At 66.2% G+C, this 26,216-nt stretch carries 14 protein-coding genes; 6 read left to right on the top strand and 8 right to left on the bottom strand.

The window, feature by feature from the left end; translation table 11 throughout:
• Positions 1–283: 283 nt before the first annotated feature.
• The 4 genes from CHB87_RS20545 to CHB87_RS22800 form a co-directional block, all read right to left on the bottom strand.
• The gene (locus CHB87_RS20545) at positions 284–853 is read right to left on the bottom strand and encodes a hypothetical protein (protein WP_089410329.1); all 570 of its coding nucleotides are present in this window, start codon (positions 851–853) and stop codon (positions 284–286) included.
• A 15-nt stretch (positions 854–868) separates the two neighbouring features.
• Entirely contained in the window at positions 869–3,343 is a 2,475-nt protein-coding gene (locus tag CHB87_RS20540; RefSeq protein WP_089410328.1) for an Ig-like domain repeat protein, read from the bottom strand.
• A complete protein-coding gene (locus CHB87_RS20535) occupies positions 3,340–3,936 on the bottom strand; it encodes a hypothetical protein (protein WP_142988459.1) in 597 nt (198 codons plus the stop codon). Before CHB87_RS20535 ends, CHB87_RS20540 begins: the two co-directional genes overlap by 4 nt.
• A 64-nt stretch (positions 3,937–4,000) precedes the next feature.
• The gene (locus CHB87_RS22800) at positions 4,001–5,608 is read right to left on the bottom strand and encodes a DNRLRE domain-containing protein (protein WP_217897084.1); all 1,608 of its coding nucleotides are present in this window, start codon (positions 5,606–5,608) and stop codon (positions 4,001–4,003) included.
• 356 nt (positions 5,609–5,964) lie between these two features.
• Here CHB87_RS22800 and CHB87_RS20525 point away from each other — a divergent pair, with 356 nt between their 5' ends.
• The 5 genes from CHB87_RS20525 to CHB87_RS20505 all read left to right on the top strand — a co-directional run bounded on the left by CHB87_RS20525 (position 5,965) and on the right by CHB87_RS20505 (position 14,869).
• Positions 5,965–6,612, top strand: coding sequence for a TetR/AcrR family transcriptional regulator (locus CHB87_RS20525; protein ID WP_089410325.1), 648 nt, complete (start codon positions 5,965–5,967; stop codon positions 6,610–6,612).
• Between the two features lie 93 nt (positions 6,613–6,705).
• Entirely contained in the window at positions 6,706–9,903 is a 3,198-nt protein-coding gene (locus tag CHB87_RS20520) for an efflux RND transporter permease subunit (protein WP_089410324.1), read from the top strand.
• A complete protein-coding gene (locus tag CHB87_RS20515) occupies positions 9,900–11,195 on the top strand; it encodes an efflux RND transporter periplasmic adaptor subunit (protein WP_245818144.1) in 1,296 nt (431 codons plus the stop codon). Before CHB87_RS20520 ends, CHB87_RS20515 begins: the two co-directional genes overlap by 4 nt.
• Positions 11,195–12,628 carry an efflux transporter outer membrane subunit gene (locus CHB87_RS20510; protein ID WP_089410323.1) on the top strand — a complete coding sequence of 478 codons (1,434 nt, stop codon included), beginning with the start codon at positions 11,195–11,197 and terminating at the stop codon, positions 12,626–12,628. Before CHB87_RS20515 ends, CHB87_RS20510 begins: the two co-directional genes overlap by 1 nt.
• 147 nt (positions 12,629–12,775) lie before the next feature.
• Positions 12,776–14,869, top strand: coding sequence for a hypothetical protein (locus CHB87_RS20505; protein WP_176441896.1), 2,094 nt, complete (start codon positions 12,776–12,778; stop codon positions 14,867–14,869).
• Positions 14,870–15,053: 184 nt separating this feature from the next.
• Here the strand turns inward: CHB87_RS20505 and CHB87_RS20500 are convergent, their stop codons facing one another.
• Entirely contained in the window at positions 15,054–16,649 is a 1,596-nt protein-coding gene (locus tag CHB87_RS20500) for an alpha-L-fucosidase (protein ID WP_089410321.1), read from the bottom strand.
• A 47-nt stretch (positions 16,650–16,696) separates the two neighbouring features.
• Positions 16,697–16,882 (bottom strand): PIN domain-containing protein, encoded by a 186-nt coding sequence (locus tag CHB87_RS20495; protein ID WP_089410320.1) that lies wholly within the window; start codon positions 16,880–16,882, stop codon positions 16,697–16,699.
• Positions 16,883–16,939: 57 nt separating this feature from the next.
• Between CHB87_RS20495 and CHB87_RS20490 the strand changes: the two genes are divergently transcribed.
• Positions 16,940–19,972 carry a glycoside hydrolase family 2 protein gene (locus CHB87_RS20490; RefSeq protein ID WP_245818142.1) on the top strand — a complete coding sequence of 1,011 codons (3,033 nt, stop codon included), beginning with the start codon at positions 16,940–16,942 and terminating at the stop codon, positions 19,970–19,972.
• A 66-nt stretch (positions 19,973–20,038) separates the two neighbouring features.
• Here the strand turns inward: CHB87_RS20490 and CHB87_RS20485 are convergent, their stop codons facing one another.
• Both CHB87_RS20485 and CHB87_RS20480 read right to left on the bottom strand, forming a co-directional pair.
• Entirely contained in the window at positions 20,039–21,592 is a 1,554-nt protein-coding gene (locus CHB87_RS20485; RefSeq protein ID WP_089410318.1) for a VWA domain-containing protein, read from the bottom strand.
• A 197-nt stretch (positions 21,593–21,789) separates the two neighbouring features.
• Positions 21,790–26,193, bottom strand: a complete 4,404-nt coding sequence (locus tag CHB87_RS20480) for an Ig-like domain repeat protein (protein WP_176441895.1) — start codon at positions 26,191–26,193, stop codon at positions 21,790–21,792.
• Positions 26,194–26,216 lie beyond the last annotated feature (23 nt).

The following is a 26,216-nucleotide window of genomic DNA, read 5'->3' as shown; positions in this document are numbered from 1 at the left end:
TTCTCCGCCGCCGAACCGTCGATCCAGTGAATCCGCTCAGGCTGGCACAGGTCCGACATCTTCTCCACCCACCGGATCAGGTGCTTGTTCGTCGTGGGGAGCGGGCGTTGGCGGAGGGCATCAAGAGCTGCAGGCGATACAGACGCGGACATGAACATCCTTTCAGTGGCGCGCGCCGCCGCCGGAGGGCCGGTGCGACGTGGACCAGACAGTTTGAACATTAGGCGTTTTGGAGGCGTAACGCAATGCCTGAACGATCGAGCCGGGGCCTGCCGTCCGGTTGCTAAAACTTGACGGCCAGCCCCGCGCCGATCCGCAGGTCGTTCTGGACATTGGTGGTCGAGTTGGGAAGCTGGGTGCGGACCCAGCCAGCCTGCACGGCGCGCACCGCGAGGTGGCGGGAGAGGCCGAGGTCCACGCCGCCGCCAAGCTGAAGGGCCAGCGACACGGCGTTCGCGTTCACGCCCTGCGTCGCGGGAAAGAGGCTGCCGATGCCGTGCGCCTCGCCCACGAGCGCTTCGCCGAAGACGGAGAGGGGGTGGCGTTGGGCAGGCCAGGCATACCGGTAGCGCGGGCCGAAGGTTGCGGTCACCAGCGTCAGCGGGACGGCGTTGGGACCGAAGCTGTTCGTGTGCGTTCCGGTGACGTTTGCCGCGAGTCCGAGCCCGCGCCACGCGTCGGCGCCGATTTCGACGAAGCCTCCCTGCGTCCAGAAGTTCCCGCCCTGGCCGACCGGGTTGGCATGCTCGGCGACGTAGCCGAGCGACAGGTCGAGCTTCGGTTGGCGCTGCGCGGAGGCCGTCACGGCGACCGCGAGCGTGGCGAGGAGAAGGGCTGGACGAGGTAGATGCAAGGCTGCTCCCGATTCTTACTGGAGGTTCAGGGTGACGGTGGTCGTGTGGACGATGGGTGTGCCCGAGACGTTCACGCCGGTCGCTGTGATCGTCAGGGTGTAGTTGTTCGGCGGCTGGTTGAAGAAGCCGTTCGACGATCCGCAGCCGCTGAGCAGCGCCAGGGCGCCGAGACTGCCGCAGCAGAGCAGGAGCGCCGCGGTCAGGCGAGCGATGTAGCGGCGCCGGCGAGCCAGCGGCCAGAGCAGCAGGCCGACCGCAAGCGCGGCGCCGGCGGCCGGGTTGAGCCGCAGCAGACCGGTCACGGGTGCGGTCCTGATCGTCATCAGCGTGCTGGACGAGCTGGCGCCGGGCGTGACGCTGGCCGGGGTAAAGGTCGCCGTCGCGCCCGCGGGCAGACCCGCGACCGTGAAGCCGACGGCTCCGGTGAACGAACCGGACAAGGGCAGGACGTTGATGGCGTAGCCGACCGACTGGCCCGGCACGACGGTCTGGTAAGACGGCGTGGTCGAGAGCTGGAAGTCCGGATCGGGCAGGATCGATGCGGAGATCGTGTTCGACGTGCTGGCGCTCCAGTCCTGCGGCGACGTGGAGGGCGCGTAGACGGCGCTCAGCGGCTGCGTGCCGACGGCGGGCGAGACGGTGAGCGTGGCGACTCCGTTCGCCAGCGGCACGTTGAAGCCGATCTGCTGCGAACCGTTGAAGAAGTTGACCGCGCCGGAGGGTGTGCCGGACGTCCCGGCGGTCGCGGCGGAGACGGTTGCGGTCAGGTGAACGGGCACGCCGAGGTAGGCGGGGTTGGCGTCGATGGCGAGTACGGTCGTCGTGGCCGCGGCGGCGATCGTCAACGAGCCCGACGTGCCGGAGGTCGCGACGGTGTAGTTCCCGGCCGCCGAGCCGGTGAGCGTCACGGTGATCGGGTAGGCGCCTGCGTCCGAGCCCTGGGTGGCCGTGGTGGCGAAGACCGGCGTCACGTTGCCCGCGTCCGATGAAAGTACGCCGCCGCCGAGCGTGCCGGAGAGCGCGGGGATGGGCAGGCCGTAGGCGACGGAGACGGCGTTGGCGGTCGCGAGCAGCGGCGCCGGCGTGATGGTGACGACGAAGACGCCCGAGGCCGTCGCGGGGTCTGCGCTGTCGCCCGGGAAGCTGGCGGCGAAGCTGTGTACGCCGGCCGGCAGTGTGGGGAGGGTGAGGGTGGCGACGTTGCCCGAGAGCGTAGCCGAAGCGCGCGTGGCCGTGCCTTCAAGCAGCGTCACGGTTCCGGAGCCGGTCCTGCCCTGGTTCGAGAAGGTCGCGGTGAGCGTGCCCGTGCCGTAGACGACGGTGTTCGCGCCGGAGAGCACGAGCGTTGGCGCAACGGTCGCGCCCAGGCCCGCGACGGTTTCGATGACGCCGTTCGACGAGACGGCGCGCGCGCGGGAGTTGTGCGCGTCGGTGAAGGCGTCGGACTGGGTGGTTCCGGCGCCGAAGGTCGCGGCGGCGCGTGGGGTGTCGAGCGCCGCGTTCGACGAGACGCCGGTATCGCCCGAGAAGCCCTGTTCGCCGTCGCCCGCGAAGGTGGAGATGGCGCCGGCGCCGACGGCGCGGATGCGGTGGTTGTCGGAGTCGGCGATGTAGAGCTTGCCGGCGGCGTCGAACGCAAGACCGCGCGGACGCGCCAGGGCCGCGGCGGTTGCGGCGCCTGCATCGCCCGAGAAGCTCTTGCTGCCCGTGCCCGCGAAGGTGGCGATGATGCCGGTCGCCGCGCTGACCACGCGGACGCGCTGGTTGTGCGTGTCGCCGATGTAGAGGTTGGCGCCTGCATCGAGCGCGAGGCCGCCGGGCGAGTCGAGTCCGGCGGAGGTCGCGGCGCCGCCATCGCCCGAGAAGGTCTGTTCCCCATCGCCCGCGACGGTGGTGATGGTCGTGCCGGTGATCCGGCGGATGCGGTGGTTGTCGGTATCGGCGATGTAGAGGTTGCCGGCGGCGTCGAAGGCCAGCGCCTGCGGCCCGGCGAAGGCAGCGGAGATCGCGGCGCCGCCGTCGCCCGAGAAGCCGCGCACGCCGGTTCCGGCGATGGTGGCGATGACGCCCGTGGCCGCGACGACCTCGCGGATGCGCTGGTTGCGCGTGTCGGCGATGAAGAGATTGCCAGAGCCATCGACCGCGACCCCGGCGGGCGAGTCCAGCACGGCGGAGGTCGCGGCGCCGCCATCGCCCGCGAAGCCCTGCTCGCCTGTTCCGGCGACGGTGGTGATAATGCCCTTCAGGTCGACCTTGCGGACGACGTGCTGGTCCACGGACGCGATATAGAGATTGCCCGCCGCGTCGTAGGCCAGACCGGCCGGCGCGGCCAGCGGCACGGAGGTCGCCTCCACGCCGTTCGGCGGCGCAAGCTGCGCATGCGCGCCCGTGCCGCGGAGCGCGGCGGCCGCAACGGCAAGCGCCACGACGACGCGGGCCAGCAGAAGGCGGCGGCTGTGATTCGACCGCGTGAGGAACCGAGTGTTCACTGCGCACTCCTGAATGCTGGCTGAAGGTTGCTGGCTGAAGGAGTGACTGGACCGCGGACAGTATCGGCAGGCAGAATCCGCAGGCAGTACGCAGAACGAACCGGATTGTTCGTCATCTCCGGGCGGGCGCCTCGATAGCGTGTGTCGACTCGAGCATCCACGCGTGCGTCCACCAGGCGATACTCTCCGGGTTCGGCGCCGTGAAGGGATGGCCGGAAGGTGACGCGATAGAAGCCATTGGGCTGCGCGGCGATGGTGGAACCGTGCAAAGAGCCGTGCAAGCCGGTACGCTCGGCGGACCGGGTGGCGGACAGCAGAATGCCGCCGCGCCCCGGTTCCGCCTGCGCTTCTTCCCCGCGCGGGGCAAAGAGCAGGAAGACCCTCCGCATGCCGGTGACACCGCCGGCGTGATCGAAGCCGGGATTCCAGTCGAACGAGATCGTATCTCCCTCGCCCACCTGCGCGCAGCCGTTCTGAGTCAGCTCCACCGCTGGCCTCGGGTTTGCCTGCGCTTGCAGGGCCGGCGCCAGCAGGTGCGCCGCCAACAGGGTGGAGATCGTACCCGCCGACCGCCTCAAAGACTTCGTCTTCATGCTCGCTCCTTCGCTGCTTCTACCATCCGAACCCTTGACGCCCGGTCCTGCCGTGGTGGGGGTTCTAGTTCGCAAACGTGGCGTACCACGTTCCCAATCCATCGGAGATGAACTCGACGACGCCATAGGTGGAAAGCGATGTCGCGCCCGGCGAGAACGGAGAGACCCCGCCGTCGGTGGCGTTGCTGATGGTGTCCGTACTCTGCCGCAGGATGGTGATGGCGTTGGGATCGACGCCGCCGTTCGGAGGATTGAGAAAGACCGTGATCCGCTGCCCTGCCGTGTTGGCTCGAGGCAGGGTGACCGTGCTGCTCGCCGGCACCAGGACGAGAGCGTTCGAGGTGGTGGCGATGGTCGACCCGCTCGCCTGGGTGAGAACGACCGTGCCGCTGCCGCCCGCGGCGCCCGGAAAGTTGACGGTGAGCGTCGAGCCGCTAACCGAGGCCGAGCCCGTGGCGTTGCCGTTGGTCACGCTGACCGAACCGATCACGCCCGTGGCGCCGGTCGCTCCAACCGCTCCAACCGCGCCGGTCGCGCCGGTGGAACCCGTTGAACCCGTGACTCCAGTGGCGCCGGTCGCGCCCGTGCTCCCCGTGGCGCCGGTGGCTCCGGTAGAGCCCGTGGCGCCGGTCGCTCCGGTCACGCCTTGTGCGCCGGTCACGCCTGTAGCGCCAGTAGCCCCCGTGGCTCCAACTGCTCCGGTTACACCGGTCGCGCCCGTGCTGCCGGTAAGGCCCGTGGCCCCAACCGCGCCGGTGACGCCCTGCGCCCCGGTAGCACCCGTGGCGCCCTGTAAACCCGTTGCGCCGGTAGCCCCAGTAGCTCCAGTCACGCCCTGTGCGCCGGTCGCGCCCGTGGCGCCAACCGCACCGGTCGCGCCGACAGCGCCGGTCGCGCCTGTGCTGCCCGTAAGACCCGTGGCGCCGACAGCTCCGGTGACGCCCTGTGCGCCGACAGCGCCGGTGGCGCCCGTAACGCCTTGAACGCCCTGGATTCCCTGCGCACCCGTGGCGCCGGTCGCTCCAACCGCGCCGGTCGCGCCTTGCACGCCCGGAATACCCTGGATCCCCTGCGCGCCGGTGGCTCCCGTCGCCCCGGTCGCGCCCTGCGAGGTGATGGTCACGTCGATATGCGGCGCGTGGGCCGTCTCGTCGTTCTCCTTGGAGTCGAAGGTGACGCTGGCCGTGCCCGCGGTCAGCGCGAGGCCGAAGTTCGACGCCGGCGTCGCGACCCAACCCTGGACCAGCGAGGTGATGTCGACCGTGACGTACGCGCCCGCGACGGTCGCCGGAAAGCTGGCCGCGGCGCCGGCGAGGCTCGGGATCGTCGCATAGGTCGCCGTGGCCTCGCTCCAGGCCGAGGTCACCGGAGAGACGGTGACGGTTCCGCCGATCGCGACGCGGTTGAGATAGAGCCGCAGCGTCGCCCGCGCGATCTGCGAGGACGTCGTGCCGGCGGGCAGCACGGTTGTGTCGAACTGCAGCAGGCCCGTATTGGTCCCGACGATCGACGGGCCGACGGCCACGTTCGATACGCCGCCGTAGTTCGTGGTGGTGCGCGAAGAGTTGACGTGGGTGTCACCGGTCAAGGTCAGGTCGGTGGCGCTTGCGGCAGCGGCCGCGACAAAAAGGCACACAAGAGCGAAAAGGTTCGGAACGGAACGACGAATCACGCGAATCTCCCCAGCGCAACCGGAACCGGACACACGAGAACTCTTCGCGAGGGAGCCGAAGCGTGCGAATCGGAAGTCCCGGAGGCGAAGCCAACTTCGACCAACGGACAAAACTATTGGAACGGTCCCCACAAACACGGCTGCGCAGAGCCGCTCAAAACACCTATCGGCCGGAGCGGTCACGACTTTAGGCCCATCGCAAATGGAGACAAAGTCCATGCGGCGACGGGCTTCGGAATCGGCGGTTTTCAGATTAACGTTTGTTGAACGGTACGTTCAGTTTAGAATGATCCTGATTGGAACGAACCGACGAGGCGCCGCGCGAGCGGCAGCATCGACACCAAGGAGCGGAACCCATGTCGAATCTCCAGGCGGCGCCGCCGGTCGAAGAGCCGAGGCCGCGCGGACGCCAGCGTAGCCTGGAGTGCAAGGCCCGGATTCTGCGCTCCGCCCTGCAACTGCTCGAGCGCAAACCGCTGCGCAAGGTCACGGCGGACGCCATCGCCGAACGCGCCGGCGTCAGCAAGGCCACGATCTATAAATGGTGGCCAAACAAGAGTCAGGTGGCGCTCGACGCCTACCTGGCCGGCATGAGCGAGCGGGTCTTCACCCCGGATACGGGCTCGGCCGAGGCCGATTTTTCCCAGCAACTGAAGGCCGTGATGGCGTTTTACGCCTCGCCGCTGGGCCGGCTCTTCGGCCAGTTCATCGCCGAAGGCCAGAGCGATCCGGGTTTCCTGGCGCTGTTTCGCGAGCGTTTTCTCTATGCGCGGCGGGATGCGACGCGCATCATGTGGCGCCGCGGCGTGGATCGCGGCGAGATTCGCAGGGAGATCGACGGCGAGATCGTGCTGGACCTGATCTACGGTCCGATGATCTTCCGCCTGCTCGCCGGGCACGGCTCGTTGAGCGCGGAAGAGTCGACCGCGATGGTCGAGGCGGTCTTCGGCGGCCTGCGAAAACCGGGTTATCGCCAACGGCAGAAAAAACTTCCTGAGTCCTAAGGGTTGCCGGAAACGTCTATTTTGTGAACCAAAGGTTCAGTTTAGTTTCGCCCCGGCCGCAACGTTTCGTCCGCCGGGTGAAAAGGAGCTTCGATGTGGATCGTCCGTCTTGCGCTCGCAAGACCTTATACCTTCGTCGTGTTGTCGCTGCTCCTGTTCATCGTGGGCCCGGTGGTCATGCTGCGCACGCCGGTGGACATCTTCCCGAACATCGACATCCCGGTCGTCTCGGTGGTGTGGAACTATGCGGGTCTGTCGCCTGAGCAGCTCGGCGACCGCATCGTGGTGCCGTTCGAGCGCAACCTGACCACGACCGTCAACGACATCGAGCACACCGAATCGCAGACGCTGAACGGCGTCTCGGTCGTCAAGATCTTCTTCCGGCCCTCGGTCGTCATCTCGCAGGCCGTGGCGCAGGTGACCGCCGTCGCGCAGACCGCGCTGCGCACCGACCCCGTGGGCACCACGCCGCCGCTGGTCATTCAATACAGCGCATCGAGCGTGCCGGTGCTGCAGCTCGGCCTCTCGGGCGACGGGCTGAGCGAGCAGCAGCTCAACGACTTCGGCACCAACTTCATCCGCACTCAACTGTCGACCGTGCAGGGCGCGGCCATGCCCTACCCGTACGGCGGCAAGCAGCGCCAGGTGCAGGTGGACATCAACAGCGCCAAGCTGCAGGCCTACGGCCTTTCGCCGAACGATGTCGTCAACGCCATCAGCGCGCAGAACATCATCCTGCCCGCCGGCGACGTGAAGATGGGACACCTCGACTACCAGGTCGAGACCAACAGCGCGCCCGACAACATCGCCGCGTTGAACGCCATTCCCATCCGCACCGTGAACGGCGCGACGGTCTACATCCGCGACATCGGCAACGTGCGCGACGGCTTCCCGCCGCAGACCAACGTCGTGCGCGTGGACGGTCAGCGCGCCTCGCTGTTGACCGTGCAGAAGACCGGCAACGCCTCCACGCTCGATATCATCGCGAACGTACGCGCGCAGTTGCCGTTGATCGCGGCGCAGTTGCCGAAGACGTTGAAGATGCGTCCCATCGCCGACCAGTCGGTCTTCGTGCGCGCGGCCATCAGCGGCGTCGTGCGCGAGGCGTTGATCGCCGCGTGTCTTACCGCCGCGATGATCCTGATCTTCCTCGGAAGCTGGCGCTCGACCATCATCATCGCGGTGTCCATTCCGCTCTCGGTCATCTGCTCGCTGCTGATGCTGGCGGCGCTGGGCGAGACGATCAACATCATGACGCTCGGCGGCCTTGCGCTCGCGGTCGGCATCCTGGTCGACGACGCGACGGTCGAGATCGAGAACATCAACCGCAATCTCGAAGAGGGCAAGGAGGTCGAGGACGCGATCCTCACCGGCGCCGCGCAGATCGCGGTTCCGGCCTTCGTCTCGACCATCTCCATCTGCATCGTGTTCGTGCCGATGTTCTTCCTGGGCGGCGTGGCGCGCTACCTGTTCGTGCCGCTGGCCGAGGCCGTGTGCTTCGCCATGCTGGCGTCTTACTTCCTCTCGCGTACGATCGTGCCGACCATGGCGAAGTATCTGCTGAAGGGCCATGAGCACGATCGCGTGGAGCAGGCGAAGAGCAGCCGCAACCCGTTCATACGCTTTCAGATCACCTTCGAGCACTACTTCGAAAAGCTGCGCAACGGCTATCACGGCGTGCTGAATCTGGCGCTGCAGTACAAGCTCACCTTCCTGTTCTCGATCGTCGCCTTCTGGATCGGGTCGATCGTGCTGCTCTATCCGTGGCTTGGACAGGACTTCTTCCCCTCGGTCGATGGCGGCCAGTTCAAGCTGCATGTGCGCGCGCATACCGGCACGCGCATCGAGGATACGGCGCGGCTCTGCGATCAGATCGAAGACGTGATCCGGCAGACGGTGCCGCAGGCCGAGCTGGGCACGATGATCGACAACATCGGCATCCCCTACTCGGGCTTGAATCTTTCGTACTCGAACTCGGCGCCCGTGGGCACGGCGGACGCGGACATCCTCGTCTCGCTCGAAGAGAAGCACAAGCCCACCGACCTCTACACGCATGCGTTGCGCGATAAGCTGCTGAAGCAGTTTCCCGGCACGGAGTTCTACTATCTGCCGACCGACATGGTCAGCCAGATTCTGAACTTCGGCCTGCCCGCGCAGCTCGATATCCAGTTCATCGGTCTGGCCGCCGCGCAGAATCGCGTGATCGCCGAGAAGCTGATGCAGGACATCAGCCATGTGCCCGGCACGACCGACCTGCGCATTCAACAGCCGTTCGACCTGCCCAAGTGGACCATCAACGTGGACCGCACGCGCGCGCAGCAGGTGGGCTTCAGCCAGCGCGATGTGGCGAACGATGTACTGATCGGGTTGAGCGGCAGCTTCCAGACCTCGCCGACGTACTACCTCAACCCGCAGAACCATGTTAGTTACAATATCGCCGTGCAGACGCCGCAGTACGACGTGCAGAGCTACGAGCAACTGCAGAACTTCCCCGTCGCAAGCCTCACCGGCACGGGCCAGCCGCAACTGCTGGGCAACCTCGCAACCATCGACCGCGGCATGGAACAGGCCACGGTGAGCCACTACAACGCGCGTCCGGTGATCGACATCTACGGCTCGGTCGAAGGCTCGGACCTGAACAGCGTGGCCAAGCGCGTGGAGAAGATGGTCGACGATCTGAAGAAGTCCGGCACGCTGCCGCGCGGTACGGAGATCTATGTGCGCGGCCAGATCCAGACCATGCATAGCTCGTTCGTCGGCCTGGTGGTTGGTCTGCTCTTCTCGATCGTGCTGGTGTATGCGTTGATCGTGGTCAACTTCCAGAGCTGGCTCGATCCGTTCATCATCATCGCCGCATTGCCCGGCGCGCTGGCCGGCATCGTGTGGCTGCTCTTCCTCACGGACACGCACATCAGCGTGCCCGCGCTCACGGGTTCGATCATGTGCGTCGGCGTCGCGACGGCCAACTCCATCCTCGTCGTCAGCTTCGCGAAGGAGCAGATGGAAGAGGGCATGACGGCGCTCGAAGCCGCGCTGTCCGCGGGCTTCACGCGCTTCCGTCCCGTCATCATGACGGCGCTCGCGATGATGATCGGCATGGTGCCGATGGCGCTTGGCCTGGGCGATGGCGGCGAGCAGAACGCGCCGCTGGGACGCGCCGTGATCGGCGGCCTGCTGCTCGCGACCTTCGGCACGCTGACCTTCGTGCCCGTCTTCTTCGCCTTCATGCATCGCAACGACAAGCCTCTTCCGCCCAAGCCCGCGCCGGGCCAGCAGGAGGCGCACGCATGAGCGACACGTCATTCAGCAACAACGAGAACGATAAGAAGGAGAGCCCGATGAGCTCCGCAGAAGCGACCAACCCCGGTCATCACGACACCCAGCACCATGAACCGCCGCAGACCAACCGTGGCGTGCTCACGATCGTCGTCCTTGTGATCCTGATCGCGGCCGTCGTCCTCGCGGTGCTTGGCATCCTCAAGCGCAAGCACAACGCGTCCGAGCTGGAGAAGTATACCGACACCACGGCCGCGCCCACGGTGATGCTGGAGCAGCCCGTGATGGCGCAGACCGCGCGCGAGATCGTGCTGCCGGGCAACATCCAGGCCTATCAGCTTGCGCCCATCTACGCGCGCACCACGGGCTATGTGAAGTCGTGGTCGCACGACATCGGCTCGCATGTGCGCAAGGGCGAGCTGCTCGCGGTGATCGAGACGCCGGAGCTCGATCAGCAGCTTGCACAAGCCAAGGCCGACCTCGCGACCGCGCAGACCAACGCTGGCCTGGCGAAGACCACCGCCGATCGCTACAAGGATCTGATCGGCAAGAACGCCGTATCGCAGCAGGATACGGACAACGCGGCCAACAGCCTGGCGGCCAGCAATACGCAGGTCGCCGCGGCGCAGGCCAACGTGCAGCGCATTCAGGAGCTGGTAGGCTTCGAACGCGTCACGGCCCCCTTCGACGGCGTGGTGACGGCGCGCAATATCGAGGTCGGCCAGTTGATCTCGGCCTCGGGCAGCACGACCACGGCGGGGGCGGGCACGGTCTCGGCCAATCGCGAGATCTTCGACATCTCGGCCAACAACCGGCTGCGCGTCTTCATCAACGTACCGCAGGTTTACTCGCCCGATGCGAAGAACGGCGCGCTCGCCGAGCTGACGCTGCCGCAGTATCCGGGCCGCAAGTTCGAAGGCAAGCTGGTGCGTTCGTCCGACGCGGTGGACCCCGGCACGCGCACGCTGCTGGCCGAGGTCGACGTCGACAACAAGACGGGCGAGCTGTTGCCGGGCAGCTTCACCGAGGTGCATCTGCATGTGTCGAACGCCGCGCCGGCGTTGATCGTTCCGGTCAGTGCATTGATCCTCACGCCGGACGGTCTGCGAATTGCAACCGTGGACGATACAAATCATCTGCGGATGGTGCGCGTCGTTCCGGGTCGCGACCTCGGTACTCAGGTTGAGATTCTCAGCGGGCTAAAGCCAGGCCAGGCGATCGTGGGCAACCCGTCCGACTCGCTGACCGACGGCGAGGCCGTACGCGTCGTGAAGCCCAACGCAGGCAAGGCGCCGGAGGCGAAGTGATGAGAGCACCCATACTCGGTACGGGGCTGATGGCCGCGCTGTTGCTAAGCGGATGCAAGGTCGGCCCGAACTACAAGGCGCCCGCGATGCCCGCGCCGCCGGCTTATTCGGACAACGGCCATAACGGTCCGTGGCAGGCCGCGCAGCCCGCCGATGGCGCGGACCGCGGCGCATGGTGGACGATCTACAACGACGCGAAGCTCAACGAGCTGGAGCTGCAGTGCGCGAATGCGAACCAGAGCATCGCCGCCGCGCTGCATGCGTACGAGCAGGCGCACGACCTCGTGCGTGAGAACCGGGCCTCGCTCTTCCCCACGGTCGGGATCGGCGGCTTCGCGAATCGCAACCGCATCTCGTCCACGAAGCCGCTGAAGTCGCCCACCTCGCCGCAGGACTACTGGGACTTTTTGATCCCGCTGAACATCTCATGGGAACCCGATCTTTGGGGTGGCATCCGCCGGCAGATCGAGTCCAGCGCGACCGCCGCGCAGGCCTCGGCCGCCGACCTTGCGAATACGAAGCTGAGCCTGCAGGGTACGCTTGCCGTCACCTATCTGCAGTTGCGCGGACTCGACCTGCAGGCGCAGTTGCTGCGCTCGACGCTCGATGCGTACACGCTGTCGTTGAAGCTCACCTCCGATCGCCAGAGCGGCGGCCTGGCCTCCGAGAGCGACGTCGAACAGGCGAAGACGCTGCTCGAACAGACGCGCGCGCAGTTGATCGACCTGGGCGTTCAGCGCGCGCTGTATGAGCATGCCATCGCGGTGCTGGTGGGCGTGCCCGCGACGGGCTACACCATCGCCGAGCAGCCGCTTGTGGGCGACCCGCCGAGCATCCCCACTGGCATCCCGTCGGAGCTGCTGCAGCGGCGTCCGGACATCGCGGCGTCGGAGCGGCGCATCGCCTCGGCCAATGCGCAGATAGGCGTGGCGAAGGCCGCGTACTATCCGAACGTCACGCTGGGCGCGAGCGGCGGCATCGAAAGCGATCTGGTCTCGCAGGTCTTCAACTCCGCCAGCACGACGTGGAGCGCGGGCCCCGGCGTGAACGAAACCATCATCGACGGCGGACGCCGCAGGGCGCAGGTGGACTATGCCAAGGCAGCACGCGAGCAGGCCACGGCGGTCTATCGCGAGCAGGTGCTCACGGCCTTCCGCGATGTGGAGGATCAGCTCGCCACGCTGCGTGTGCTCGAAGAAGAGGCCGCGGTGCAGGACCGCGCGGTGGCATCGGCCAAACGCAGCACGGAGCTTTCCACGCTGCGTTATAAGCGCGGCCTCGCGCAGTATCTCGAGGTGCTGACCAACCAGACTATCGAGCTGACGGACGAGCGCACGGCGGCGGCTCTGACGGCGAGGCGCATCGTCGCCAGCGCGCAGTTGCAGGTGGCGCTGGGCGGCGGCTGGAATGCGACGCAACTGCCGAAGAACTAACGCTCCTTCGCAACGCCTGCCAGCCCGGAACGCACGTGCGTTTTGGGCTGGCGTTGCATGCCGAGGCCTTGGGGTTGCCTCGCATCGCTCGATTTAAACCGCGTCGTCATTGGTGTTTTGCCCAGGCGCGCGCCGCGAAAGCCCGGTATGCTAGGCAGCATGGGCATCGTGCGCTTTGGCGGAAGAATCCTGCGTCGGCGACGGCTGAAGTTTCGCGCCGGTCCCGAAGGCGTGCGCGACGAGCTGCGCTATCTGACGCGGCAGTTCTGCATGGCCGAGACGCTGACGCTGCGCGGACGCCGCGCCGCCAAGCTCTTCGGCTTCCTGTGGTCGCCTTCGAACGAGCGCAACTCCGGCCTGCGCGTGCTGCGCTGGGTGCGTCTGCTCGAACACGACGACGCGTTGCGCGCCGACTTTCAACGCGCCTGGGTCGCCATGCTGACCCAGATGGAGTCGGTCTCGCTCTTCGCCGAAGCCGGCCTGCCAGGACACCACGCGCTTTCGGCCGAGGTGCTGCGGCGCGTCTTTCAACGGCTGCTTCCGTCCGCGCGCGAGGCGTCCGACATGGGCCTGCTCTTCGCCGGCATCTTCTCCACGCAGGAGTCCGTGCGGCGCTTCGCCGGGCAGCGCGCGTTCATCTTCGAGCGGCTGGTGCAACTGCTCTGGCCCAGCGGTCATGCGGACTTTGAGCGACGCGTGAAGGAAGACCTGCAGCAGGCGCTGTGCCTGCTCGCCACACGCGCCGCGGGCCGCGCCGCGACCGAGGCCATGCGCCAACGCAGCAGCACGCAGCGCGTCGAGGACTCGCCCTTCTATCAACTCATCTTCGTCACCGAATCGCTGGTGCGCGCGCGGACGCCCGACGAATATGCATTGCATCTCGGCCGCTGGTCGCATGCGATTCTGCGTTGCCGCGAAGAGCTCGATCAGGTGCATCTGCACATGGAGGACGCGGGCGTCAGCGCGGCGCTGGTGTACGACCTGCGCAGCATCGAGTCGACGCTCGAACGCATGCATCTGCTGGCCGCCGTGCTGGGCGTGGAGTACGACCAGACGCTGCAGGTCGCGGGCCGCGAGCTGCTCGGCGTGCTTATCCGCGGCAGGCTCGAAGACACGCGCCTGTCGCCGCTCTTCCGCCAGAACCTGAACCTGCTCGCGCGCAAGATGGTCGAACGCACGGGCCACGGCGGCGAGCACTACATCGCGCACACGCAGGTGGAGTACGCGGCGATGTGGCGCGCGGCGATCGGCGGCGGCCTGCTCACGGTCTTCACCGCCGCCATCAAGATGCGGCTCATCGGCAGGCACTATCCGGAGTTCGTCGAAGGCCTCTTCATCAGCCTCGACTACGCGGCCAGCTTCGTGCTGATGCAGATCTTCGGCTTCGCGCTCGCGACCAAGCAGCCTTCGATGACGGCGGCCACGCTTGCCGGAATCATCCGCGCCAATCGCGGACTTTCGCGCTACTCGAAGATCGCGGAGTTCGCCGCGGACATCTGCCGCACGCAGCTTGCGGCCGCCTTCGGCAACGTGCTCGCGGTGTGCGCGGGCGCCGTCGTCTTCGAGCAGGTGTGGATGCATGCGTTCAAGACGCACTATCTGCCGGTCGAGAGCGCGCAGCATGTGTACCACACGCTGAACCCGCTCACCTCCGGCACGGCGATCTTCGCGGCGGTCACGGGCGTGTTGTTGTGGCTCGGCGGGCTGATCGGCGGTTGGCTTGAAAACTTCGTGGTCTACCATCGCATTCCGGAGGCGATCCTGCAGCATCCCGCGGGCCATCGCATCGGCGTACACAATCTGCAGCGCGCGGCGAACTGGCTGGAGCGCAACGTCGCAAGCTGGAGCACGAGCATCGTGCTGGGGTTGCTCCTCGGCTTCTCACCGGTTGTCGCCCGCTTCTTCGGCATCGCGCTGGACGTCCGCCACGTCACGCTGAACACCGGCACGCTGGCGCTTGCGGCGGCCAGCTTCGGCGCGTCTTCGTTCGAGCATCGTGGGCTCTACTATGCGATGGCCGGCATCGCGGTCACCTTCGTGCTGAACCTCAGCGTGAGCTTCTCGATCGCCTCCATCGTGGCGCTGCGCGCGTACGACATACCGCGCAGCGAGCAGATCCAGATTCTGAAGTTCGTCGTGAAGGACTTCTTCAACTCGCCGCTGGAGTTCGTCGTGCCCGCGAAGCCCGATGTGATCTCGATCACCGAGACCGCCGAAGGCGAAGCTGCGAGCGAGCATTGAGCGATAGCACCACCCGCTATGCGCACCACACACCCGCACGCGCATCACACAGAGCGCCACAAACGCCTGTCCTCCTGAGCGAAGCCGAAGGACCTGCGTTCTTTCGCGTCGCCACAAAGATTGATGGCGGCCCGAGACGCAGGTCCTTCGCTTCGCTCAGGAGGACAAGTCGCTTTGCAAGCTCCTAGCCCAGCGATTCCACGCCCTCGATCTTCAACCCATACGGCATATTCGAGGGCAGGCGCGACGGCAGCTCCACGATCAGCGCCGCCGGCGTCTGCCTGAACTTCAACGGCGCGGACCCAGCCCCGAGCAGCGTCACACGCTCCACGCGCGCCGCGCCTGCCTGCAGCGAACGGATCGCCGCCTCTCCCTGCGGGTATTTGTAACCGTAAACGAACATACTGCCCTTGTTCGTGGTGAAGCGGAAGTCGGCCTCGGTCAGCTTCACGCGCGGCCGTCCCTTGATGGAGTCTGTCTGGTTGGCGGTCGAGCCGCCCTTCCAGTCCGGCGGACACTCCCACGGCACATCGGCGCCTTCGCCGTAGCGCTCCCACGGCCTGCTGCCGTAGATGCCCGCGCCATGCGTCCGCAACCACTCGCCCATCGCGATCAGGATCTTCTGTTGCGCATCGGGGATGCTGCCGTCGCCCATCGGCGAGATGTTCAGCATCAGGTTGCCGCCCATGCTGGCGATCTCGATCAGCTCCCACAGGATGCTCTCCGCCGAGCGATAGGTCATGCCCTCGGTGTAGCCCCATGTGCTGCCCAGCGTATCGTCCACCTGCCAGGCCGGCGGATAGATCCAGCGCGGCATGCGATTCGCTTTCTCGAAGTCCTGCACGCTGCCCGCGAGATACGCAAGGTCCTTGGTCGCGAAGGTGACCTCCTTCTTCCACTCCGCCGCGCGGTTGAAGTAGTAGGCTGCGGCGCGCAGCTTCACGTCGTCGTACGCGCGCGGATTGACGCCGTTGTCGAAGTAGATCATCTCGGGCTGGTACTTATCGATAAGCTCCTGCACGCGCGCGAGCCAGTCCTCCTGAAACGCCTTCGACGCGCCGCCATCGTTCATATCGCCGGGAATCGGCGGGCCATAGAAGCCGGCATAGCGAGGATCGGTCTGGTCGTTCGGCAGACCGGGCCTGGGATAGGCGAAGTCGTGATGCTCCATGCGATGACTGGAGAGACCGAAGGTCAGCCCCTGCCCGCGCACGGCCTTGGCAAGCTCGCCGAGCAGGTCGCGCTTCGGCCCCATTTTGCCCGCGCACCAGGGCGTGAGCTCGCTGTCGTACATGGCGAATCCGTCGTGGTGCTCGGCGACCGGCACGACATAGCCCGCGCCCGCTTGTTTGAAGAGCGCGGCCCACTCCTCGGGCCGGTACTTCGGCACGGTGAACAGCGGGATGAAGTCCTTGTAACCGAACTTGTCCGGCGGGCCATAGTGCTTCGTGTGCCACTCCACATCGCTCGTGTACATATGCTTGATGTACCACTCGTTGATATGTGCCGGAATCGAGTACAAACCCCAGTGGATGAAGATGCCGAACTTCGCCGGGTTCAGCCATGAGGGCGTGCGGTGGTTATCGCGGATGGACTCCCACGTCGGCTGAAACGGGCCGGCGATCGCAGGCCGGGCCTTGGCGTAGGCGTCCGGCGCGCCCGCGGGCGCACCCTCCTGCATGGCGAGCAGCGTGCGCGGAAACATCGATGCAGCGCCCGCGAGCGAGGTCCGCGCGAGAAATTCGCGACGGGAAAGCAGTGATCCGAAGCCGTTCAGCATGGCAGCAAGCTCCACAGATGAAAATCGTTCTTTGGGTATAGTAAACGTTAAAGGTCGTTCGCCCAATCCTCGATGTCGAGCAAAAGAGAGGCGTGCGCCGCGAGCATGTCCATCGCGGAGAGGCTCTTACCCTTCGCGGCCAACCAGGCGCGCAGCTTGCTGTACGCTTGCGCGGCGGCCTCATCCCACGGCGCCGCTTGCGTTGCATCGAGAAGCGCGTCAATACATCCCATCAGTCTGAAACTATTTTTCTATTGACGGTCGTGCGCGCGCGTCCATAAATTGGGCTGGTGCTTATACCTTCGATTCACTCGCGCGCCTCCCTGCTTCGGCCTGCACTTTGCTGCGCCATCTTCCTGACCGTCAGCGCCATGGCTCAGGACGCTCCGCGCACGCGCTACAACTTCAACCCGGCGTGGCTGGTTGCGGTGGGCGACGCGCCCGGCGCCGAGCAGGCGGGCTTCGACGATCACGCGTGGAAGCATGTCTCGACGCCCTATGCGTGGAACGAAGACTCGGCCTTCAAGGTCAGCATTCACGATCTGCCGACCGGCGTCGCGTGGTATCGCAAGCACTTCAGCCTGCCCGCCAACGCCGCCGGGCAGAAGGTCTTCCTCGAGTTCGAAGGCATCCGCCAGGGCGCCGACATCTACCTGAACGGCAAGCTGATCGGCCGGCACGAGGACGGCGTCTCGGCCTTCGGCATCGACCTCGGCAGCGCGCTGCAGCCCGGCGAAAACGTACTTGCCGTCAAGACCGACAATCGCTGGGACTATCGCGAACAGGCCACCAACACGCCTTACCAGTGGAACGACAAGAACTTCTATGCCAACTATGGCGGCATCGGCAAGAACGTGTGGCTGCATGTGCTGCCGCGCGTCTACCAGACGCTGCCGCTCTATTCGAGCCTCGGCACGACGGGCGTCTACATCTATGCGAGCGACTTCGATATCCCGCATCGCACGGCGCGCATCACGGTCGAATCCGAGGTGAAGAACGAGACCGGCGCGGCTCAGACCATCGACCTGGGCGTGCGCCTGCTCGACGCCGAGGGCAAGCCCGCGGGCGAGTTCAAATCCGCGCAGAGCGTCACTCTCGCCGCGGGCGAGAAGCGCGTCGTCAAGGCCAGCGCGGTCGTGAACGATCTGCACCTCTGGAGCTGGGGCTACGGCTACCTCTACAACGTCGTCAGCACCGTCTCGTCGAACGGCAAGCCGCTCGACACGCTGACCACGCGCACGGGCTTTCGCCAGACCGCGTTTCGCAACGGCATGATCTACCTTAACGGACGCGTGCTGCAGGTGCATGGCTACGCACAGCGCACCACGAACGAGTGGCCCGCCGTGGGCCTTTCCGTTCCGCCGTGGATGAGCGATCTCTCGAACAGGCTGATGGTCGAGAGCAACGGCAATGTCGTCCGCTGGATGCATGTGACGCCCTGGAAGCAGGACGTCGAATCGTCGGACCGCGTGGGCCTGATCGAATCCATGCCGGCGGGCGACTCCGAGGGCGACCCCAGCGGACGCCGCTGGACCCAGCGCGTGGAGCTGATGCGCGACTCCATCGTCTACAACCGCAACAACCCCAGCATCCTCTTCTATGAGTCGGGCAACAAGGGCGTCTCGGAAGAGCACATGCTCGACATGAAGAAGGTGCGCGACGAATTCGATCCACATGGCGGACGCGCCAGCGGATCGCGCGAGATGCTCGCCAGCAAGACGGCTGAGTATGGCGGGGAGATGCTCTACATCAACAAGAGCACGACCAAACCCGTGTGGGCGCATGAGTACAATCGCGACGAGGGCGCGCGCAAGTTCTGGGACGACGACACGGCGCCCTTCCACAAGGATTCGCCGTCGTACAACCGCAACCAGGACTCGGCCGCGCTCGAGGATGTGCGCCGCTGGGATGAATACTATGCAGCGCGTCCGGGCACGGGCACGCGCGTCAGCTCCGGCGGCGTGAACATCGTCTTCGCCGACTCGAACACGCACTATCGCGGGGATAACAACTACCGCCGCTCGGGCGAGGTCGACGCGATGCGCATCCCCAAGGAGGGCTTCTACGCCCACCAGGTCATCTGGAACGGATGGGTCGACATCGAGCATCCGGGCATCCACATCGTCGGCCATTGGAACTACGCGGACAAGGTGACCAAGCCCGTGTACGTCGTGGCGACCGCGGCCAGGGTCGAATTGAAGCTGGATGGCAGATCGCTTGGCTTCGCCACGCCGGTGGACGACTTTATTTTTGTATTCAATAAAGTTACGTATCACGCCGGCAAGCTGGAGGCCATCGGCTATGGCGCGGATGGCAAGGTGCTGGCCTCCACCTCCATCGAGACCGCGGGCGCGCCCACGGCTCTGAGGCTGACTCCGCATGTCGGCCCGGCGGGCCTGCGGGCCGATGGCGCGGACATGGCCGCGGTGGATGTCGAAGTCGTCGACGCGCAGGGACGCCGCTGCCCTACCGCGCTGAACATGATCCGCTTCACGCTGGACGGCGCGGCCGAGTGGCGCGGAGGCATCGCGCAGGGCTCATCCGTGCCCGTGCCACTGAACCCATCGAACGGTCCCAACCCCACGCCACTGCTGCATGAGGACAACTACATCCTGGCGAAGACGCTGCCGGTCGAAGGCGGCGTCAACCGCGTGCTGCTGCGCGCCTTGCCCAGCGCCGGCGCGATCCATCTGAAGGCCGAGGCCGACGGCTTGCAGCCCGCGACGATCGAGCTGGCGTCGAAGCCTGTCGCGGTCGAGGGCGGCCTCTCGCGGGACTTCCCCGCCGCCGACCAGCCGTTGAACCTGGAGCGTGGACCCACGCCGCCAACGCCGTCCTACACCGCGCATCGCGTCGCCTTGCCCATCGTCGCCGTGAAGGCCGGAGCCAACAACGAGACCGCCATCTTCAGCCTCGACGACAACGAGACGACCGAGTGGACCAGCGCTATCCCCAACGCGCCGAAGGACAACAAGTTCGGACTCTTCAACGCGTGGATCGAATACACCCTCGCCAGCCCGTCCACGCCGACACAGGTCGATCTGAAGCTCGCGAACTTCCGCGTGCGCCGCTATCCGTTGAAGATTACGCTCGATGGCAAGACCGTGTGGGAGGGCCTGACGCCCAGCAACCTCGGCTACTGCACGCTGCCGCTCAAGCCCGCCACGGGCACGCATCTGAAGATCGAGCTGACAGGCGCGCCCATCGAAGGCAGCGAGACGCCCGCGCTGGTCGAGGTCTCGGGCAAGGTGGATCAGGCCGCCGGCAAGACGAGCAAACCCGTGCTGAGCATCGTCGAAGCGGAGATTTACACGGGCAAGTGAGACGCCTCGGGTGGAAGCATGGGGCTTGAAGCCCCGCGCTTCCACCCTTCAACGCTGCCTTCTGCCTTACTTGCCGCCGGTAAGCAGTTCAACCGTACCGATCTTGCCGTTGACCGCGTCGCGCACCACGACGCGCAGGCGAGTCGTACCGGGAGGCATCTGCACCGGGATCAGGAAGTATGCCTTCTGGTCCGGGTTCTGGATGCGTCCCATCACCTCGGCCGAAAGCTCCTGCGAGCTGTGCGCCAGCGCCTTGTCCTTCGACGAGAAGGCGACCTGCAGCACGGTGATCTCGGCGCGTGTCTTGCCGCTTGGCTCGTCGGTCCACTTCAGACCTCCGGACGCGACGCCCAGCTTCACCTTGCCCCCATCGGCGGGCGCGAGCGAGAGCAGCAGACCGTTGTAGGCAAGCGTGCTCATGGCCGCCTTACCCATCTCGGCCTCGAGCTCGTCGCGCTGCTCCTTCGGGGTTCTGGGGATGGGCGCGCCGGTTGCGTCGACATGCGGATCCGGCGGATAGTAGCCGTCGCGCGTCACGGCGGTCAGGCTCGGGTCGCGCATCTTGATGCGGATCTGCCGATACTCCTCGCCTGGCTTCGGCGGATTGCTGGGCGTGTAAGAGATGGTGTAGTAGTTCGAGCCGGCCTCGGTGCCTTCAGCCACCTCGGCGTCGATGTCGTTGCGCGAAAAAAAGGCCTTGCCCCCTGTGGCGGGGGCAAGGGTGGAAAAATTGATCTCGTCGGAGAAGGGCTGACCGTCGTTGCGCGTCTCATAGTCCTGCAGATCGTCGGAGGTGCCGATGACGCCGATCGTGCCGAGCTGCGAGCTGGGGTCGATGGTGTAGAGCGTGATGCGCGAGTCCAGCAGCGCATTCGTGATGCGCTTGATGCCCGCCTGCAGCAGGATCGTGGAGCTGGTGTCGAGGTTCAGCAGGTCGACCGCCGGAAAGCCCTTGCCCACCCATAGAACGGTCTTGCGCCCCGGCGTGCCGCGAAAGGCCTCCGCCATGGAGTAGAGCGAGTTCAGCGATTCGCCCATGCGCTCGAACGCGCCGGAGCCGCCGCCGCCGCTCTTCATCTGCTTCCACGGATACTCGGGGAAGTACTTGTGCAGCGCGGTCAGCAACTCGGCGCGGTCCTGCGTAAAGTCCTTCACGACGACGAACTTCGTGTTCGTCGCGGCCAGCAGCGTGGTGGGCTGCTTCATCACGGCGGGCTGCGCCTCCAGATACTTCTGGATGCGGTTGCGCGCATACGCCATGTTCTCGAACGAGGTGTTCAGGTCGTCGAGCACCAGAATGGTTACCGGCGCGGCGCCGATCTTCGGCAGGTCGGCCGAGGACTTCACCACCAGGCCCGAGCCTTCGGGCATCGTGTGCTTCGATGGCGGCTCGAAGCTCCTGATCCGCTGCTCCACCGCATCTTCGTAGATGGTGAAGTCGTCCTGCTTCAGGTTGGTGTAGACCTTGCCCTTCTTATCCGTGACGACGATGTCGAGGATATGAATGGTGGCGGTGGTCTTCAGCACGTAAGGCTGATCGGGCAGAGGCTCCTGCTGCGCCCAGGCGGGCGACACGGAGAGAAGAAGCACGAGGAGCGCGGAAAGGGCCTTGCGGTTCATAAAATGGTCTCGCAGAGTTCAGTGTTCCAGAGAGGGTGAACGGCATTGGATCGGCACATGAGTTGAGCGCTTCAGGCGACGCGGACCCACGTTTCCACCATCGACGTTTGGTTGGCTAGATGACGTTGACGCTCTCGGAAAAGACGCCGTGCTCTGCGCGGCGGCCCCCGTGGAGACCGCCGCTCGCAGTTGTTGCTTTATTTGAAGGTGATGCTGGTGGCGAACGTATGGTTGATATTCCCGGAGCCCGTACCCGTGATGTTGACGGTGAAGGTGCCCGCCTGGGTTGCGATCGGCGGGTGGCCTCCGCAGGCGCTCAGCGCGCCCAGGCCGAAGGAGAGGAAGAGCAGCATCAGCAGACCCTTGACGCCGGCCTGGCGCATCAGCTTGCGTCCGCGGCGGAAGCTGCCGAAGACCAGGGCGAGGAGGATGGCGCCGCCGGCCAGGCTGGCCATGCGGATGCCCTCCTGCTTCACCGCGATCTGCGTGGTCTGCGTGGGCGACTGCGAGAGGATGGTGAGCGTCGTGCTGTAGGGCGTGTTCGTGCCGTCCAGCAGAAGCTGCGTGGGTTGGAAGACGCAGTTGGTGTAAAGCGGCAGGCCGCTGCAACCAAGCTGCACGTAGCCGAAGTACTTGCCGGTCGGGGTGAGGGTGACGGTCGCCGTCGTCGTCTGGCTGCCCAGCGGGACGGTGATGGCGCTGACGGTCGAGATGCTGTAATCGCCATCCCATGCTCCGCTTGTGGGCGCGACGTAGACCTGGTACGTGCCGACGGTGGCGCTGGCGGTGTAGTCCTGGTCTCCGCTGTACTTGGCGGTGATGGTGTTGAAGCGCTGGACGAACAACGTGGTGAACTGCGTTGCGCTGATGTTGACGCTGGCGCTGTTGCCCGCGCCGCTCAGGCTCGCCGAGCCCGCGCTGACGCCGTTCACGTAGAAGGTGACGGAGCCGGTGGGCAGAACGACGACGCTGCTGGGCGCGCTGTTGGCGAGCGTGACCGTCAGCGCCGGGTAGACGCCGGTGTAGATGATGATCGGCGCGCTGGCAACCGTGATGGACGTAGCGTTGAAGGCCACCGCGATCGTGATCGGCGCGCTGGCGCTGGCGTTATCGTTGGCGTCGCCGGTGTAGGTCGCGTTGACCGCGTCCGTGCCGCCGGGCAGCGCGGAGGTGGTGAGCGTCGCCACGCCCTTGACGAGCGCGACCGTGCCGATCGTGGTGGCGCCGTTCTTGAAGACCACCACGCCGCCGGGGATGCCGCCCGAAAGGCTGGTGACGTTCGCCGTCAGCGTGACGTAGGAGCCGGCGGCAAAGGCGGTGGAGGAGGCCTTCAGCGTGGTGGCCGTCGTGTCCTTGATGGTGACGAACTGAACCGTGCTGGAGCTGAAGGTGAAGTTGGAGTCGCCCGAGTAGCTGGCGGTCAGAACGTGCGTGCCGGCGTTGGGGTTCAGGCTCAGCGTGGCCTGCTTGTTCGCGACGGGCTGGGTCGAGATCGCGCCGTCGAGCGAGTAGGTCATCGTGCCGGTGGGGGTTGCGGTGCCGGAGCTCTGCGTGATGGTGGCGGTCGCCGACAGCGCCGTGCCGTAGACGTATCCGCCGACGGGCTGCGCGGGCGTTACGACCAGGGCCGTCGTGGTGGTGATGAAGCTGGAGACGTTGACCGTGACGGCGCTCGACTTGCCGGCGGCGTATACGGTGTCTCCGCTATAAGAGACGGTGATGGAGTGGGTTCCGGAGGCGAGTGCGTAGGAGATGCTGCCGATGCCCGCCGCGTTCAGCGTGGCCGTGCCGAGATTGGTCGTGCCGTCGAAGAAGGTCAGCGTGCCGGTCGGCGTCGCCAGCCCGGTCTGGGTGACGACCGTGCCGGTGAAGGTGTCGGACTGGCCTGGGTTCAGGTCGGTGCCGCTGCTTGCGATCATGATCGTCGGCGTCGCCAGCGTGACGACGACGGAGAGCGTCGCGGCCGTGGCGGTGGTGGTAGGCGCGTAGGTCGCGTCGCCCGCGTACGTGGCGGTGAGCGCGTGCGTGCCGACCGTCAGACCGGCGGGGATGGAGAAGGTGGCGACGCCGGAGCTGAGTTCGACCGCGAGGTAAGGCGTGCCGTCGATATAGAGGGTGATGGCGCCGGTCGCCGCGGCGTTGGCCTTGGCGGTGACGACGAGGGCCTGTCCCGGAGCGGGCGAGCCGGTGGGCGTGGTGAGCGTCAGGCCGACGCCCGCGGAGGTGGTGGGCGCCGTGCCGGTGGCCAGGCCGGTCATCACGATCTGCGGCGTCTGCTGCTGCTGCGACTCGATGAACGCGGTCGCGGTGCGCGTGCCGCCCGGCGAAACCGGGCTGAAGTTGATGCCGATGTAGCAGGCGAAGCCGGGCAGCAGGTTGTTCGAGAAGTTGCAGCTCGGGTAGACCGGCAGCTTCGCCGGGGTGCCCGTCGTGGTGAAGTCGTCCACATCGCCGATCAGCGAGATGCCCGTCGGCTGCAGGTAGACCGGGATCTGGTTGCCGGAGTTCGAGACCGTGATCGCGACCACGGTGCCCGAGGTGCCGACGGCCTGGCCCGCGGTTGCGCCCAGCGACTCGGTCAGGCCCGAACGCGCCAGCACGTTGAAGTTATAGCCCGAGACCGGCACCGTCGTACCCACCAGCGGCGTGGTGACGATGTTGCCGTTCGGATCGATGGCGAAGTTGTAGTCCTTGTTGCCGGTCAGGTTCTGCTGGTCGGAGGTGGAGAGGACGCCGTTCTCGTTGGGGATGCGGTACATCGCCGCCACGGAGTTGTCGGAGATGTAGAGGCTTCCGGCGGCGTCGAACTGCGCGCCCCAGGGCGCCTTCATGCCCGAGCCGACCGCATACGCGGCCTGTCCGGTGACCGGCACATAGACGCCCTGCGCGCCGGAGCTGTCCGCGAGACCGATGTTGCCATAGAGGTCGACCGCTACGCCGATGGCGTCGACGGCCGGATTGGGCACCACCGTCTGCACGCCGGCGAAGGTGATCTGCAGGATGCGCTTGTTCGAGACGTCGGCCAGGAAGTTATTGCCGGCGATGTCGACAGCGACCGAGCGCGGCTTGGAGTAACCGGTGCCGAGGACGCCGAGGTCCGCGACGTTCCACACACCGTTCTCGTACGGGATGTAGGTGAGGCGGCCGGTGCTGAGGTCGGGTACGATCAGGTCGCCCGCGCCGTTGATCGCCACGTCGTTCATCGAGAAGGTCGTGATGTTGACGACGCTCGCGGTGCCCGTGTACGCGCCGTTGTAGATCGGCGGATTCGTCTTCGAAGGCGGGAAGATGACGATGCGGTTGAGGCCGGTATCGGCCAGCAGCAGGTTGCTTGCCGAGTCGAAGCGCGCGCCGTGCGGCTGGCTGAGCGAGATCGGGTTGACGTTCGTGTTCGGCGTGACCGAGGTGAAGACGCCGGGGTCGAAGGTAATCACCGGCGCCAGGCCGCCGCCGCCGATGAAGACGCGCGACAGAACGTGATTGCTGGAGTCGTAGAAGACGATCGCGCCGAGACGCGGGCCGGCGGCGACCGGCGTGAAGGTGACGTTGACGATGCAGCTGTTGCCGGCCGCATAGCTGGTGTTGGCCGCGCAGGTGCTGCCGCCGGCATCGGCGTAGTCCAGCCCCGTGTACCCGGTCGAGACCACCCGGTAGGACGCGGGCGTAATGGCCGCGGTGAAGTTGACGGTGACCGGTGTGACGGCGCTCGTCTGCTTGACCGGCAGCAGACCGAAGTAGATGGCGCCGAAGGAGAAGTGGAAGACGTTGGAGCCGGCGCCGATATACAGGCTGCCGCGCGTATCGGTCGCGACCGAGGTGGGCGCGGTCACGCTGGCGGCCAGCGTAACCTGGCTGCTGGGCGTGGGCACGCCGGCCACGTTCGGGATCTCCTTCACGGCGTTGTTGCCCGTGTCGGCGATGAAGAGGTTGTTGTTCACGTCGACCGCCACGCCCGAGGGCGCGGCAAAGCCCGAGCCGATGGTGGTCGCGGCCGCGCCGCCCGTGGGCAGGTAGACGATCGCGTTCGCGCCCGAGTCGGCGATGAAGACGTTGCCCAGCCGGTCGACGGCGATCTGCTTCGGCGCGATCAGCCCGGTGGCCAGCACGGTCTGCGTCTTCGTGCCAACCGCCACCTTCACCACCTGCTTGTTCGTCGCGTCGACGATATAGACGTTGCCCGCGATGTCGACCGCCACGCCGGTCACCGTACCCAGGCCCGTGCCGATCGAGACCGGCGTATTGAGATTCAGCGTGCCGGTGGTCGAGACATACTCATAGACCGCCTTGGCCGTGCCGTTGGCGACATAGACGTTGCGTCCGGTGTCGACCGCGACCTGGCCGGGCGTGGAGAGTCCGCCCAGCAGCGCCTGCGCCGAGCCGTTCGCGCCGATGTACTCCTGCAGCGCGCCATTCACGCCGTCGGCGACATAGACGTTGCCGATCGGGTCCACCGCCACACCGGCGGCGCTGCCCAGACCGTTGGCCAGCGTGACCTGCGAGGTCGCGGCGGTCGATTGCGCGTAGAGCTGGCTTGCGCACGCCACGAGCAGCGTAGCTGCCAGCCCTTTGAACATTGCGAGATAACGAGAGGTACGAACCATTGGACTCACTCCGAAGATCATTC

Origin of the sequence: Granulicella rosea, assembly GCF_900188085.1 — a bacterium.
Taxonomy (GTDB): Bacteria; Acidobacteriota; Terriglobia; order Terriglobales; family Acidobacteriaceae; genus Edaphobacter; species Edaphobacter rosea.
Note: the sequence above shows the minus strand (reverse complement) of the source record. Positions and strands in the feature narration are given on the sequence as shown.

What these genes read in the sequence shown, in the direction of transcription:
- CHB87_RS20535 (WP_142988459.1), bottom strand. Translation starts at nt 3,936, where the DNA reads ATGAAGACGAAGTCTTTGAGGCGGTCGGCGGGTACGATCTCCACCCTG.
- CHB87_RS20525 (WP_089410325.1), top strand. Translation starts at nt 5,965, where the DNA reads ATGTCGAATCTCCAGGCGGCGCCGCCGGTCGAAGAGCCGAGGCCGCGC.
- CHB87_RS20520 (WP_089410324.1), top strand. Translation starts at nt 6,706, where the DNA reads ATGTGGATCGTCCGTCTTGCGCTCGCAAGACCTTATACCTTCGTCGTG.
- CHB87_RS20515 (WP_245818144.1), top strand. Translation starts at nt 9,900, where the DNA reads ATGAGCGACACGTCATTCAGCAACAACGAGAACGATAAGAAGGAGAGC.
- CHB87_RS20510 (WP_089410323.1), top strand. Translation starts at nt 11,195, where the DNA reads ATGAGAGCACCCATACTCGGTACGGGGCTGATGGCCGCGCTGTTGCTA.
- CHB87_RS20505 (WP_176441896.1), top strand. Translation starts at nt 12,776, where the DNA reads ATGCTAGGCAGCATGGGCATCGTGCGCTTTGGCGGAAGAATCCTGCGT.
- CHB87_RS20500 (WP_089410321.1), bottom strand. Translation starts at nt 16,649, where the DNA reads ATGCTGAACGGCTTCGGATCACTGCTTTCCCGTCGCGAATTTCTCGCG.
- CHB87_RS20495 (WP_089410320.1), bottom strand. Translation starts at nt 16,882, where the DNA reads ATGGGATGTATTGACGCGCTTCTCGATGCAACGCAAGCGGCGCCGTGG.
- CHB87_RS20485 (WP_089410318.1), bottom strand. Translation starts at nt 21,592, where the DNA reads ATGAACCGCAAGGCCCTTTCCGCGCTCCTCGTGCTTCTTCTCTCCGTG.
- CHB87_RS20480 (WP_176441895.1), bottom strand. Translation starts at nt 26,193, where the DNA reads ATGGTTCGTACCTCTCGTTATCTCGCAATGTTCAAAGGGCTGGCAGCT.